General features: G+C 42.4%; 13 protein-coding genes and 2 pseudogenes. 1 reads left to right on the top strand and 14 read right to left on the bottom strand.

Annotated features, from left to right (window positions below; genetic code table 11):
- Positions 1–7: 7 nt before the first annotated feature.
- The 14 genes and pseudogenes from E4K67_RS01705 to E4K67_RS01645 form a co-directional block, all read right to left on the bottom strand.
- Entirely contained in the window at positions 8–1,288 is a 1,281-nt protein-coding gene (locus tag E4K67_RS01705; RefSeq protein WP_135544674.1) for an O-antigen polymerase, read from the bottom strand.
- Positions 1,289–1,396: 108 nt separating this feature from the next.
- Positions 1,397–2,608, bottom strand: a complete 1,212-nt coding sequence (locus E4K67_RS01700) for a glycosyltransferase (RefSeq protein ID WP_135544673.1) — start codon at positions 2,606–2,608, stop codon at positions 1,397–1,399.
- A 48-nt stretch (positions 2,609–2,656) separates the two neighbouring features.
- Positions 2,657–3,511 carry a glycosyltransferase family 2 protein gene (locus tag E4K67_RS01695; RefSeq protein WP_206752168.1) on the bottom strand — a complete coding sequence of 285 codons (855 nt, stop codon included), beginning with the start codon at positions 3,509–3,511 and terminating at the stop codon, positions 2,657–2,659.
- Positions 3,512–3,670: 159 nt separating this feature from the next.
- Positions 3,671–4,675 carry an NAD-dependent epimerase/dehydratase family protein gene (locus tag E4K67_RS01690; protein WP_135544671.1) on the bottom strand — a complete coding sequence of 335 codons (1,005 nt, stop codon included), beginning with the start codon at positions 4,673–4,675 and terminating at the stop codon, positions 3,671–3,673.
- 76 nt (positions 4,676–4,751) lie between these two features.
- Positions 4,752–4,937: pseudogene (locus E4K67_RS30445) on the bottom strand (dTDP-4-dehydrorhamnose 3,5-epimerase); the annotation flags it as partial.
- Positions 4,937–5,235, bottom strand: a pseudogene (locus E4K67_RS01685) (sugar nucleotide-binding protein); the annotation flags it as partial. The pseudogenes E4K67_RS01685 and E4K67_RS30445, both read right to left, overlap by 1 nt.
- 37 nt (positions 5,236–5,272) lie before the next feature.
- Complete coding sequence (rfbC, locus tag E4K67_RS01680; RefSeq protein WP_135544670.1) at positions 5,273–5,830, bottom strand: dTDP-4-dehydrorhamnose 3,5-epimerase; 558 nt, start codon at positions 5,828–5,830, stop codon at positions 5,273–5,275.
- Positions 5,817–6,869, bottom strand: a complete 1,053-nt coding sequence (gene rfbB, locus E4K67_RS01675) for a dTDP-glucose 4,6-dehydratase (RefSeq protein WP_135544669.1) — start codon at positions 6,867–6,869, stop codon at positions 5,817–5,819. The genes rfbC and rfbB overlap by 14 nt, the downstream gene beginning before the upstream one ends.
- A 31-nt stretch (positions 6,870–6,900) precedes the next feature.
- Complete coding sequence (gene rfbD / locus E4K67_RS01670; RefSeq protein WP_135544668.1) at positions 6,901–7,785, bottom strand: dTDP-4-dehydrorhamnose reductase; 885 nt, start codon at positions 7,783–7,785, stop codon at positions 6,901–6,903.
- A gap of 49 nt (positions 7,786–7,834) precedes the next feature.
- Positions 7,835–8,719, bottom strand: a complete 885-nt coding sequence (gene rfbA / locus E4K67_RS01665; protein ID WP_135544667.1) for a glucose-1-phosphate thymidylyltransferase RfbA — start codon at positions 8,717–8,719, stop codon at positions 7,835–7,837.
- A gap of 213 nt (positions 8,720–8,932) precedes the next feature.
- Positions 8,933–10,321, bottom strand: coding sequence for a sugar transferase (locus tag E4K67_RS01660; protein WP_135544666.1), 1,389 nt, complete (start codon positions 10,319–10,321; stop codon positions 8,933–8,935).
- A gap of 628 nt (positions 10,322–10,949) precedes the next feature.
- Positions 10,950–11,738 carry a tyrosine-protein phosphatase gene (locus E4K67_RS01655; RefSeq protein ID WP_243454325.1) on the bottom strand — a complete coding sequence of 263 codons (789 nt, stop codon included), beginning with the start codon at positions 11,736–11,738 and terminating at the stop codon, positions 10,950–10,952.
- Positions 11,739–11,837: 99 nt separating this feature from the next.
- The gene (locus E4K67_RS01650; protein ID WP_135544664.1) at positions 11,838–12,548 is read right to left on the bottom strand and encodes a CpsD/CapB family tyrosine-protein kinase; all 711 of its coding nucleotides are present in this window, start codon (positions 12,546–12,548) and stop codon (positions 11,838–11,840) included.
- A gap of 15 nt (positions 12,549–12,563) precedes the next feature.
- Positions 12,564–13,262: a YveK family protein gene (locus E4K67_RS01645; protein WP_135544663.1), complete on the bottom strand. Its 699-nt coding sequence runs from the start codon at positions 13,260–13,262 to the stop codon at positions 12,564–12,566.
- A 315-nt stretch (positions 13,263–13,577) separates the two neighbouring features.
- On the opposite strand from E4K67_RS01645, the gene E4K67_RS01640 reads away from it, so the two are divergent.
- Positions 13,578–14,396 carry an SGNH/GDSL hydrolase family protein gene (locus tag E4K67_RS01640; protein ID WP_243454295.1) on the top strand — a complete coding sequence of 273 codons (819 nt, stop codon included), beginning with the start codon at positions 13,578–13,580 and terminating at the stop codon, positions 14,394–14,396.
- The last annotated feature ends 112 nt before the right edge of the window (positions 14,397–14,508 follow it).

The raw sequence follows: 14,508 nt of genomic DNA, 5'->3' as shown, positions 1-14,508 counted from the left end.
AGACTACTCATCGTTTATTATCAACCAAGTTATCCCTTTTCTTAAACAAGAAGCAAACATACAAAAATGCGAATGCATATGCATATGATGTAAAATAAAATCTTGCAAAAGATAATATTAACCCAATACAAACAAAAATGTATAGTGAACAGTTATATTCATCTCTATTCTTTAGCACTTTTTTATACAGGTATCCGGCCAGCATTCCATATAATACCATTCCAATTATTTCAAAAGCAAATCCACCATCCACATAGAAATAAGCCCCCACCGGTAAAAACGCATTCATATTATGTGAATACCCTCCGATAGGAACATAGCTATTTTCTATAAAGAACCGAACTGTTTGCGTTGTCTGATAAATAGCAGGTGACTTGATGCCTAAATAATTAGGCAAGATCATTATAGGATAGACAAATCCATTAAACGAGAAAAAGCCAAAAAGTCGCTGAGATGAGACAATTGAACTTGATAGATAGGTCTGCATCAATGACGGTGAACATGTTAAATAAGCGTAGAAGGATGTACCAACATCATCAATTCCACGCGAGACAGAAATCTCATTCATTATGACCACTAACAGTACCAGTATTATCACCACAAACCATTTTGTTTTTCGGCTTGTCTGCGCTTTTTTTCCATATATAAGATACGCCAATATATAGCTTATGCCAAATAAAAAGAGCATTTTTCTCCCGCCATGATGAGCAACAGACAAAGCAACAATTATAAGATTAATAGCCAAATAACGGTATTTATTCTGACTTCCGTTAATGAACTTGACTGCACAAATAGGTGATACCAAATAAGAAACTGGATATACAACAAATAAGTATAGAAGCACTTGGAGTGATCCAGAGATTTCTACCGTTCCTTTCCCTGATGCATCCCTCATAATATCATAAAAGGACGCTCCCTGAATTAGCCTTATAATAATAGTTAATTCATCAATCAACATGACTATGCTTGCCAGAATACACAGAGCCCAAAATAATTTCTCTCTAAACTCGTAAGTACTCATAACATAACTTAGTCTGCCATGTCTTTTTACTCTGTATCTATTTTTTAATCCTAGCAAAACACCAAGAGGAAAGAAAAATATCATTATTAATAAGATAGCAATTGAGTGATCAGTTAATATGGTAAAGTTTAAGTAGTCGATCTTGTAAAGAATAAATATCACAAGCCATACTCCGTTAAACAGAATTACCGGGTGATATTTTATCTGCTTATTAGTCACACAGGTAAATAAGCAGATCACAAATGAAAAAAGTATCAGCAACCACATAATAAAATTCCTTCCCAAAATCCTTTTAAGTTTTCAACATAATCACCATGCAACTTTGCAAATCAGAACTTAGATCATTTCTCGCTAAAAACGATATTTCACAGAATCTCATCCGCCATTTGCTGCAACTTCTCGTAGTTTTTTATAAAACTCATTTCTCTTTGTTTCCAGTATTGTATATTCATACTTTTTAGATCTTTCATACAGCTTATTACGAATTGGCTCTACACAACTCCAGTCAGATAAAAATGGTTCAATCTTGTTTGCAAAGGCTTCTCCGGAAAATTCTTTCACCAGCAGGTCATCGTCAAGCAATTCAACAATGCCATCAATTTTAGTTCCAAAGCAGAGCAATCCATTTGCCATTGCCTCTATCATTGATCTGGGCAGACCTTCTCCATAAGAGGCAAAGACAGCAATTTTTGCTCGTTGTAGTTCTTTTTGAACATCTGCATAGCCAACTTTCCAACCAACGAAGTCAAGCCGGTCTCGTATGCCAAGGCGTACGCCGAGTTGCTCGAATTCCTGACGCAGGAGCCCTTCGCCGACTAGGATTCCTTTCACGTTATAACCGCGCTGATGCAGGATGCTTAAAGCCTCAATGAAGATGTCTTGCCCTTTGCGATTATCGTTCATCATTCCCGCATTGATAAATGTGAATGGATCAGGTCTCACCTTAATGTCTGCTACATACAAATAGCAGTAATTTTCCTGGTCTAACCGAATCGTAGAATAGCTCCCCTCAAAGAAACTTTTGCTTTCACCCTTCAGTTGAGCCGTGCTGGGATATAGTTCCTGTAGCGTCCGTTCGGTTACATACGACACACCGTTCGCCTTGAGACACATATCCTTGGTTTGGTTTACAACAATGTTTAATATCAGAGGCTGCAAAATATGACTCATCGACTGCTTGGAATACTGCGTCGCTGGATTATTCATAATCTCCACTGCAAACGGCTTTTTGCTCTTTTTTATCAACGGATACGCAACCATGGAAATCGGACTCGGCGCACGGAAAATCACGCAATCACATTGTCTGATTGCACGCTTGATTGTTTCTGAAACCTGCGAATAGTTCTTAATGAGACCACCGACACCCCGGTAATTGGGCAGTTCGACAAAAGACACTCTGTCCCGATCAGAACGCATCAAGCCATCTGTATCATAATCTTCGCACTTGTTGAATCTCGCGCACACGACGATTTCTTCAAATACATTCAAATATCTGTCCCAGAACCTTTGATTGGATTGAACATCCACCCATACTTCCCCATTGGGCATCCGGGTAAAATGTTGTTCCTGAATAACTAACAGCCTCATTTTTTCATATTCCTCCAAAAGAACAAGCGCACAGCAATTAACAACGCTTTAATTATGCATTTTCCCGTTTCTCATGCCCAAATACCGAGAAAGCATATCAGGTACAAAACGAATCAAGACTGGAACATTGAAATCCTTTATCGCTGCCTTAAACACAAAGATAGCAAGTTGTAATCCTGTGTCAGTTGTTTTATAGTTATCAAACTCTCTGTGTTCCTTAAACCATTCTCCGGTAGCATAATAACGTTTATAAAGCTGATTGAGTGTCAGCTTATGAGAATGCTCCACAACCGCCGTTGCAACATATGCCTTCTTGTAACCTGCTTCCAAAATCTTTTTTGCATAATACATATCCTCATTGAACATCATGTGGATATTATCATAGCTGTTCAGCCGCAAAAATGCGGGTCGATAATAGGCCGCAAACGCATCCGATGAACCAAACGCTTTGATCTGTAATCTTTCGATATCCGCTTTCGTAACTACTGATGATGCTTCGCTGTAGTTCTTCAGTCGTGTGTAATGCTCAATCGTTTTCTTAGAACATATTTGTCGCCCATATGCATAGACAACCTCAGATGTTACATGACTTGCCAACTCAAACAAGCAGTAATCATCCAGCAAAATGACGTCCTGTGACATCATAATAACAATGTCATTTTCACAATACTCAAAAATTGCTTTTTCGCGTGTCAAGCTATGTGAAAATGCATCTTTACTTAAAAGGAAGTACCGGTACCCCGCCTTAGATATTTTATTTGCAACTTCCGCCACACTCCCTTCTTCAGTAATTGGGAAAATCACATTGTCTATTTCAACGTTCTTTTGACGCTGTAATCTTTCCAGAAAGCCTTCAATGTAATCTTCTGCCAAATACAATGGGCACACAATATCAACTTTCATAACCTTTATACCTTTCATTTTAGATAATATCGATTCAATCATATATTCAACAACGATTAGACACTCTTCTCAAAATTGCCCCAATATATCCTCATCTAAATAAACAGTCGCACCGTTTCTATTTTTATAAAACATATTTGCGCTGGCACTTGTGTATAATCATTCCAACCCTTCTCTGCCACAATCCTCAAACCAATCTCTCAACGTTTCCTCAAAGGTGTAATAGAACTTGTATCCGCTGGCAGCTAACTTTTTGCCGCAGATATTAGTGGAAATCATCAGCTTCTTTACACGCGCAGGGTGGAGCCCCAACTTCATCCCACCAAACGGAACCAGACAAACGGCAGCAGTCATTAGTATCCATCCAGGAATCAATGGGACAAAACGCTTCATGTCCGTTGCTTTTTGCATCTCGCTGCAAATCTGCTCCATGTTGTAGGCTGGCTCAAAGGTGCTGTTGAAAACGTCCACTCCCGGAAAATCGTTATCAATCATTCGATACTTCATGAAGCGGACAAGTTCTTTCACATAGATGCACGCCTTCACCGTATCCTTGCGACCAGGATAGAAGAAATAGTGCTTCCTCTGTCCCCAATACAGACGGGTAAAGTTCCCATGCTCTCCTTTACCGTAAACAACGCCGGGGCGAACAATGGTGAGTTCGCGCTTCGGGCCTCCTGCCTGCCATTTCTCGTGAATCTTTTCTGCGACAAGTTTGCTGATGCCATAGGCGGTATTGGGGGTGGGTAGTGTGGTCTCTTCTTTGAATTCCTCTGCTGCCCCATATGGCGCAATAGAACTGGTAAACAGGATTTTTGTGATGCCATGCTCCACGGCAAACGCCGTCACATTTTCCGCACCATAAAGGTTCGTTTCAAAGTACTCGTAATCCGGATGACCAGGAGTGCGATGAACTGCAGCGAAGTTGAAGATGATATCATCTGTTGTTGTCGTGATATCGAAATCAATGGGTTTCCGAACATCACAGCGTACATACTCAACACACTCGATCTTCTCTACAACCCCAGGGACAACGCCTTCCTCACCTGGCATGACAATATCAAGGGCATAGATTTTATCGTCGGGGTTCACTGCTTCTGCTTTGAGTAGATTAATCAGATGGGTTCCGATGAAGCCGGTTCCGCCAAATATAATGTAGTTCATCTTTTTTACTCCTTGACTTCAATATATTTAGAGGACTAGTCCCTCCGAAGAATGCATCATATGTAGAAATGTTGCTTCAAAATCTGAATGTATCTTTCAACCCCAGCCACTTCTGGTCTTTATCGCTGAGATTCAGCTTTGCACAATCTTCTAGGCGATAACCTTCAGTACTGGCTGTCCCTTGATATTCTCCAACCAACTGAGGCCACACAATACCGATTTCAGGGTTGTTCCAAGCAAGACCACCCTCGTCACCGGGATAAATGGACGTGCCGCTTTGGAGAGACCATATTCTATCGTGGTCACAGGGATAATGTTTGTCGTGTATCCTGCCTGTTTGTAAATCTCGCATGTAAAGTCATACCAAGAGATGCAGCCGCCTTCGATCGTCGCATGATTGTAACCATATTTTTGGGGTTCAATCATATCTACCAGTAGGCGCGACAATCCAATGTGTATGTCGGTGTACCGATCTGGTCGTTGACCACGCGCACTGTGTCATGTGTCTTGCCGACCTTTAACATGGTTTTTATGAAATTCTTGCCATTGACGCCAAAAACTTTAATCGCACGTCTGTTAGTCCTTCATTCCAACACGTTAAAAACTATCTTTCAAATCTCCTAACCTCGAATTCACCTGATCCTTATTACTTAGCAAAATTTCCATCGTCTCCAGTTCAGGCCACATAATACCCACAGTCTCATCATTCCACATTAACCCGCCCTCATCCTCCGGATAATAGAACTCATCACATTTATACGTGAACTCCGCAGTCTCAGAGAGCACCAGAAACCCATGGGCAAACCCTCTCGGAACAAAAAACTGTCGCTTATTCTCTTCCGACAAGATAACTCCTACCCACCTACCATAGGTCTTGCTGTCTTTTCTCAAATCAACTGCGACATCGAAAACCTCACCACTGATAACACGGACCAGTTTCCCCTGCGGATGTTTCTTCTGAAAATGAAGGCCTCTCAGAACACCCTTCTTGGACTTGGACTGATTATCCTGAACAAAGGTAACCTCGATGCCGCCTTCTTGGAATTCTTGATAGTTGTAAGTTTCCATGAAATAGCCTCTACTATCGCCAAAGACTGTCGGCTCTATAATGTAGACGCCTTCAATCTCCGTCTTATTAAAGCTAAACTTCGCCACAAATTTCTCCTCCCTGATAAGCACCACTCGTTACATTATCTAGCCAGTTCTTATGATCAAGGTACCATTTAATGGTCTTCTTGATACCAACCTCGAAGGTGGTTTCCGGATACCAACCCAGATCCTCCTTAATTTTTTGAGGGTCTATGCCATAACGTCGATCATGGCCTTTTCTATCCTCAACGTGTTTGATAAGATGCTCTCCAACCTCAGAGTCCACATGTTCCTTCAGGTAATCCAGGATCGCTCTCACAATCTCAACATTCGGTCGCTCATTATGCCCGCCGATGTTATAAACCTCTCCCAGCTTACCCTGACGGATGACCTGATCAATAGCCTTACAGTGGTCTTCGACATACAGCCAGTCCCTAATCTGCATTCCATCGCCGTACACTGGTAACTGCTTGTGCTGCAAGGATTTATTAATGATCAGAGGTATTAGCTTCTCCGGAAATTGATAGGGTCCGTAGTTGTTGGAACATCTCGTGATATTCACCGGTAGCTTATAGGTATCCGCGTAGGCGTTCACAAATAAGTCGGCACTCGCCTTACTTGAGGAGTAGGGGCTATGAGGGTCAAGCGGATTTGTCTCCGTGAAAAAACCCTCAGCACCTAAAGAGCCATAGACTTCATCTGTGGAAACTTGCAGGAACTTAACGCCTTCTTTATAGAGATCATCGCCCACGAGCCACGCTTGCTTGGCAACATTAAGAAGATTTACTGTGCCCATGACATTGGTCTTGACAAAAATATCAGGCTCTACGATACTTCTGTCCACATGACTCTCTGCTGCAAAGTTAATAACATAGTCAATCTCGTTCTTCTCAAACAGTGTCTGCATCGCTTCTCGATCGCCAATATCAGCTTGAACAAAACGATAGTTTACATTGCTCTCTATGTTGACCAAATTTTCAAGATTTCCGGCATAGGTCAACTTGTCAAGGTTGATGATCTTGATATCACGGTATTTCTCTAACATGTAAATAATAAAGTTGGAACCTATAAAGCCTGCGCCACCCGTTACTAGATATGTTTTCATTTACTTGCCCCTCTATGTTTTTTGGGTGGGTCTATTCCCCGTCGTAATGATCCATAAAGTATCTCAAGGCGTCTTGCCAGTTCCTCATCTCGTCACCGACAGTACATCTGAGCATCATATTATCCAGGGCAGAGTACGCCGGGCGTTTTGCCGGAGAAGGATAGTCCTCGGTCGTACATGGAGAAACGGTCGCCTTAATTCCAGCGTATTCAATGATCTTAGAGGCAAAATCGAACCATGAGCATTCCCCGTTACCCGTGCAGTGGTAGATGCCATACTCTTGGGTGGCTGCTATTTTCAAAATATGATAGGCCAGATCTACCGCATTAGTCGGGTTGCCTATCTGATCATTGACCACCTTTAAAGCTCCGCGTTCTCTGCCCGCTCTCATAATGGTCTTGACAAAGTTTTTACCAATAGGACTATAAAGCCACGCTGTTCTAACGATAAAATAGCGAGAACAAAAGTCTCTGACATACTGTTCTCCTAGATATTTTGTGGTGCCATAAGCACTTTGGGGATGACAGATAGATGCTTCGTTATCGGGTTTTGTACCGTTGCCGGCAAAGACATAATCTGTAGAAATATGAACTAGCTTGGCTTCGATCTGCTCCGCTGCAATCGCCATATTTCTGGCGCCCAAAGCGTTCACTTTAAAGGCATCATCTCGATATGTTTCGCAGCCATCTACATTAGTATAGGCTGCGCAGTTAATGATTAAATCCGGTTTGGAATTTGCAGTATAAGCCAGTACTGTCTCTAGATCTGTTATATCAAGTTCTTGGAAATCGACACCTTCAATTTCAGCTGCTTCAAGGAAACCAGGAATTCCTCCTAGTTCAGATGTCCCCATTTTCAACATCTGCGTAAGGGAACTGCCCAGTTGACCTGTTGCTCCCGTTATTAGTACTTTCACTTTCTACAACACCTATACTTTCTCAGACGTCAGTTTTTATGATTAGCTACTAATACCTAATCTTTCCTTCAGCGACTCGTTTGAGATGCTCACCATAGGGTGATTTTCCGTAGCGCGCTGCTGAAGAGAGTAGCGTTTCTTTGCTGATCCAGTCATGTTTATAGGCTATCTCTTCAGGCGCTGATATCTTAATGCCCTGTCTTTTCTCTATCATCTGCACAAAGTTTGTTGCCTCAACTAAGCTATCCATTGTTCCCGTATCCAGCCACGCATATCCTCTGCCCAGTAACTTTACATTAAGTGTCCCTTCCTCGAGATACATACGATTTAAGTCAGTAATCTCCAGCTCACCTCTGGCACTTGGCTTGACTTTTCTTGCTAACCTAGCTACTCGTTTGTCATAGAAATACAAACCAGTAATGCAGTAGCTCGACTTAGGGAATTCTGGTTTTTCTTCCACTGAAATAACTTTTTCATACTCATCAAACTCAACAATGCCAAATCTCTCAGGGTCAGTGACATAGTACCCGAAAATAGTCGCTTCTCCTTTTTCAGCGTTCTCAGCCGCATCGCGCAACAACTGACTGATACCATTACCGTAGAAGATGTTATCTCCTAAGATCATGGCACAACAATTATCTCCGATGAATTCCTCCCCGAGAATAAACGCTTGAGCTAGACCATCCGGTGACGGTTGCACTTTATAAGACAATTCGATACCGAACTGACTGCCATCACCTAAGAGCCTCTCAAAGTTCGGCAAGTCCTGCGGGGTCGAGATTATCAAAATGTCCCGTATTCCTGCTAACATCAGCATGGATAAGGGATAAAACACCATCGGCTTGTCGTATACAGGTAGGAGTTGCTTACTTGTAATCATGGTTAGCGGATACAGACGTGTTCCTGATCCCCCTGCTAAAATAATACCTTTCATGAGTTATGACAGCCCCTCAATTTTAAGATATATCGACTTCTCGCTCCAAGTCTGAATCCTTCTTTGAATCAAAACTGTAATGATCATAGAAACTTAGGTAAGTCTCTCTCATCATTACCCATGCTCCATTGATGCTAATTCCACAGATTGTATCGATGGAGCATTTTAGTATATAACTTCAATTAAGAAAGTGACATACTTCCTTCATCCTTCCTAACTCGCCCCACGTCTCCCCAACACCACTGGTACCGTCCTAGCCAAAATCTCCATATCCAACCACAACGACCACCGATCAACATACTCGGCATCCATCTCCATCCACTCTTCAAAGCCCACTTCATTCCGCCCACTTATCTGCCAAATGCACGTAATCCCCGGTCGAACCGCCAATCTCTTCCGATGCTTTGAATCGTATAAATTCACTTCGCTTGTTAGTGGTGGCCTCGGACCCACTAAACTCATATCCCCTTTAAAAACATTAAATAATTGTGGGAGTTCATCGATACTCGTTTTTCTAATAAATTTTCCCACGGCGGTCACCCTTGGATCATTGGTAATCTTAAAGACTGGTCCACTCATTTCGTTTAAATCAGCCAATCGTTCCTTAAGCTCCTCCGCATTGACAACCATGGAACGGAACTTATAGATTTTAAACGGGCGCCCGTTCAAGCCGACCCGTTCTTGCGCAAAAATTGCAGGTCCCTTGGACGTCAATCTTATCGCTAACACAATTACTAAAAACAAAGGACTCAGAACGATAAGACCTAGACCAGAGGAAATTACATCAATACCCCGTTTGCCCACTTCCTGCCACGGTCGCCTTGGGTAACTGTCATACATCACCATCGATAGCCCCCCAAAATCAACAGGTCTACTGCGGGCGACTTTCGTCACTATATCATCGAGTAAAACAGCAACACTTTTTCCCATGATATCCAAGATCTCAATCGATTCTTGGATTCCCTTTTCTGTGATGAGTGCTGTAACTACGGTTAAATCCACGATATTCATACTAACAACGGATTCGAGATTCGTATAATCTCCTAAGTAAGGAATTTTAAGGCCATTCTTTGTGGGAGCAAGATACCCAATCACTCTATAACCCAACTGGGGGTTAGCTTTTACTTTTTGCAGATAAAGTCCAGCAGCAGAGCCGCCCCCCAGAATCAAGACATAACGTGTGTTGCGGCCAACTTTACGCCAAGCTTGCAATATTAGCCGAGTTATAATATGCATCCCCAGTGTTAAACACACAACAAAGGCTCCAAAGTAAAAAAAGAAACGATTGCGTATTAAATTTGGATTGTAGAGATTAATCAATATCATGCTACAGGCGAATGAGAAAAAATGCGCTTTTAACATTTGAGTGAGTTCACGTCCTGCCGACGTAAAACGACGTGATTGGTAGACTTTGTAGATATTGCTACCGATGATCCAAGTCAAAAGATAGATCAAATATATAAGAAAATACTCCGCCCAGTCATCCCCTTTTATGGTTTGCTTAATTTGATAGAGTTCAATGACTAAAGAGAAACCTATCGACATTAGAACAATGTCAATGATTTCTGATATGTTTTCAAGGGTCCCTCGTCCCCTTAACATTGTCCCACTTCCCCTTTTCTTTTAGAATCCAATAATCTGTACCCCAGATTCATCAGTCCTAGAGACCCTTTCTCGAGCCACTCGGCAATGCTTCTCAACCTCATCCCACCCCATAAATATCCGCACAATATCCCCTCTACCAAATCAGTCCCCACTTGCACCTCAATATACTCTTGGCCCTAACCCCATGCTTGGCACCGACCGGAATATTCTGTACATCTGAGATATAACCTACCTCTAAACGAACCACTCTCCCTGATCAAATCGTTAAAACAGAAAAAAAATAGACCTAACTTCACGGACACTGCCTAAGCCTTACCATTTAAGTCCATGATCATAGGACAAATGTACTTATATCTATTTCGTCACTTAAAATTAAAAACCTTTACACTAAATTAAAACAATACTACATTTATCTTGTTTTGAGCTAATATTACAGCATTAAATGTATTTTTACGCCTGATAACGACAGAAATAATTTAATTTATTCATTAAATCTCCTTATTAAGTGCATTATTACTTATAATTCGACTTTATCACTTCAAATACTACTCTACAGCTTTTAAAATTATACCAATTTAACTTAATGAACGACAAAAAAAGGCCCCCCTTGCCATCAAGGGGGGCCCTATCGTCGAAATAAATCCCGAAACCCGCGTTTCTTCTTCTTTAAAATTGGCTCATCGAGGGCATAATCCCTTCCGCCCTGCAGTGGTTTTCCTTCCAGAATTGTTTGGGGATTCCACAGTGTCATGTCTTGGAACCTACCCTCACCCGAGATCTCTTTAACTCCCTGGAGTGCCTCTGTATAGATCGACTCGCTTCGAGATACGCGGTGTGCATCGGATCCTATTAAGTGAATTAACCCATTACTCAGCATCAGTTCAGCTAGCATCTTAGGTCGCGGCCCATAGTATCCACTTAAGCTTCTTACGTTCATCTGAAAGAGGATTCCCCTTTTGGCCCACTCTAGGAGACGCTTTGGTTCATCATTCAAACCAAGGTTGCGTTCTGGGTGGGCAAGTATCGGAGTCAGTCCTTTAACTTGTAGTTCAAAAAACACTTGATCCGTGTAGTGTGGTATTTCCCGCATTGGCAGCTCTACGAGTAGATACTTTCCTGTGTTTCCCAGGGTTAGTAGCTTCCCAGCACTAAACCACTTTGCCATATCTGGGAAGATATAGTTCTCAGCACCCGGTAAGATCTCAATCTTAATTCCAGCTTCAGCAACACGCTGGCGAACTTGCTCTGTAACCGTCAGAATTTCAGCAGGGTGTAAGTAGTCCCGTCCTTCTAAGACATGTGGAGTCGCGAAGATCGTCTTAAACCCCGACTCTTGCAACTGACGCACCATCTCCAGGGTTTCTGCCATGTCTTTTGCCCCGTCGTCCAGTCCAGGTAGAATGTGACTATGCATATCAATCAAATTCGACTCACCTGCATTTCTTAATCAACATTAATCGCCAGCAGACAGTCTCCCTCCAGCATTATGCCGAAAGGAGACTGTCTGTTGATTTCAACGTGCTTTATGGCCTTTATGCTTCTTCTTCGGATCGTTCGATCCGTGATAGTAGTAGTAATAGTAATATTCACTGGTTTTCATGTCCGCTTTGTTGAGTACTGCACCGAGGATCTTAGCGCCGACTTTGTCCAGGAGTTCTTTGGCCCTTTGCGCAAAGTCCTTGTTCACTTCGCCAGAGGCCAAGACCAAGATGACTCCATCGACTTCTTGGGCTAAAATCGCGGCATCCGTCACTGCAACAATGGGAGGGGTATCGATCAGGACTACATCATATTGCTCACTAACTCCCTCGATCAGACGCTTCATCCGGTGAGACCCGACAAGCTCGGCAGGATTTGGTGGGATAGGGCCTCCTGTGATCACACTGACACCGGGCACAGCAGTTTCTCTGATATATTGTTGGTAGTCATAGTCTTGAACCAAGGCCACCGATAGACCCTCCCAATTGTCCAACCCAAAGAGTTTGTGTTGGGTTGGATTGCGCAAGTCGGCATCGATTACAAGTACAGACTTACCTGCTTGAGCCATACTTACCGCGAGGTTGGCAACCGTACTTGATTTCCCCTCCCTAGGACCTGCACTGGTAACCATAATTTTTTTGGTCTCTGAGTCCACACTCGTAAACTGAACGTTCGTCCGGAGTGTTCGAAAGGCCTCTGAGATTGGAGATTTCGACTGTTCTAAGGTGATTAATGAATATGCCAATGGAATCTTCCCCTCTTACCCTTGTTTCCCTATCTCATAATGTGGAATAACGCCGAGTACCGGAATTCCTAAAAGCTTCTCGACATCATCGGAGGTCTTGATCGTGTTATCAATGTACTCAAGTAAGAAGACCACTCCAACCGAGGCCATCAAACCCACCACAAAGGCTATAAGTACATTGAGAGTTTTATTGGGCTTAACAGGCTTATCTGGGGTCACTGCACTATCGACAATACTGACACTATCGACTTTTTTGATCTCGATTACGGCTTTGGAAAACTCTTGAGCCATGGAGTTGGCGATAGAGGCTGCCAAGACTGGGTCAATATTTGAAACTTGGATTTCTAAGATCTCCGTGGTCTTAACGGGGTTAATGGAGATCATACTGTCAAGTGCTCCGACCGTCAGCGGCAAATCTAAGTCCTTGATGACATTTTGTTCGACAGTGCGGCTCTGGGCGATCGTAGCATAAGTCTTGGCCAGTTGAAGGTTTGCTTGTAGGACACTATTATCGAGCATTTGCACTGCCGCTTGGCCAGACTCTGCAGCTTTTTTCCCGACAATTAGCGTAGTGGAGGCTTGATAAACTGGTTTAATGACATAAAAACTAATAATTCCGCTGGTCAGTGCTGCGATGAGTGGTAAAATCACAACGATAATCCAACGTTTGCGCAGTACTTCCCAGTACTGCCGTAATTCTATTTCTTCTTCCATTCTCGCCCTCCAAAAATCGTTGTGTGCATAACTATTCCAACGTTATCCTATTCGAGGTAGGTGTTGACTTTTCCTTCATACTTAAGTTAAAACTATTATTCCTTTCGCAAAGTTTAGTCATATATGGCAAGACCTCAGGCTCTAGGACTTCTCACAGCTACAATTTTATTTCTTACTAAAAAAAGCCTCCCTATCGAAAACAATATCGCATAATATCCTTGATCTCTAGAAGGGAAATAAGATATTGTATGTCGAATACTACTATCTGATGGAAAATTGATCCACCTATGCCTATTTTGGGAGGAGACATATCTGATGAGAATCACAGCTAAAACTGAACTATATATTATTTCATTCGCCTTAATCCTAGCGTCTCTCGTTATTGGCGTATTTTGGGCTCTTAATAGAGGGGACAAACCCGAGTATACCTTAGACCAAACCTCCCCGATCAGTGTAGCAAAACCGGTAACGACAGAAACTATAGCAGGTTCTAGCAAAAGCGAGCAAGCGACAGTCACTTCAGTCATACCCCGGGGGTTGACTAGACTAAGAGAATCTACAACCGTTAATGCCCTTATACTCGGAGATTCTATCGCTGAGAGCAACGGTGCTTCGAACAAAGACCTTTTGGGCTGGTCAACCTTAGTGTCCAACGATTTACATAGGAAATACTCCGGTACTATTCAATGGTACTTCAAGACTAGCGCGGGAGCCTCCATCAATGATGTCTTAACCCTCGTGCCCATAGCAACACAAGATACTGACCTTATTGTCCTATGCCTAGGTCACCAGGATGTCGGTAAGTTGAGACTTACTGAGTTTAAGCAGAAATATGAACAACTTCTCGTTGAACTGAAAGCGAAAAGCCCGCATGCAGACCTCTTTTTAGTTGTAGAACCGCCTGTTAAAGATACTGCTGAGAATAACAGATTTTTCCTTTATCGAAAAATCATTCTTGATTTAGGACTTAAACATCAGCTTCCAGTGATTGACCTGTGGACGGCCTTTATTAACGATCCAACTCCCCTATCTGAGTTATTGGCAGATGGTGTGAATCCTAATGATAAGGGGTACGAGGTGTTTGCTGCAGAAGTGTTAAAACGGTTCGATAACTACTTATTGAGTGCGTATTAACAGCATTGTACTCAGCAACTTCCACCTTACCGTATGCCAAACTATCAAAAGAATGCTATTCCCTTACTAAAGAACCGACCGCTTGAAGCAGTCGGTTCTTTGCACTATACAT

Origin of the sequence: Desulfosporosinus fructosivorans (assembly GCF_004766045.1) — a bacterium.
GTDB lineage: Bacteria > Bacillota > Desulfitobacteriia > Desulfitobacteriales > Desulfitobacteriaceae > Desulfosporosinus > Desulfosporosinus fructosivorans.
This window is presented reverse-complemented; position numbering and strand designations above follow the sequence as displayed.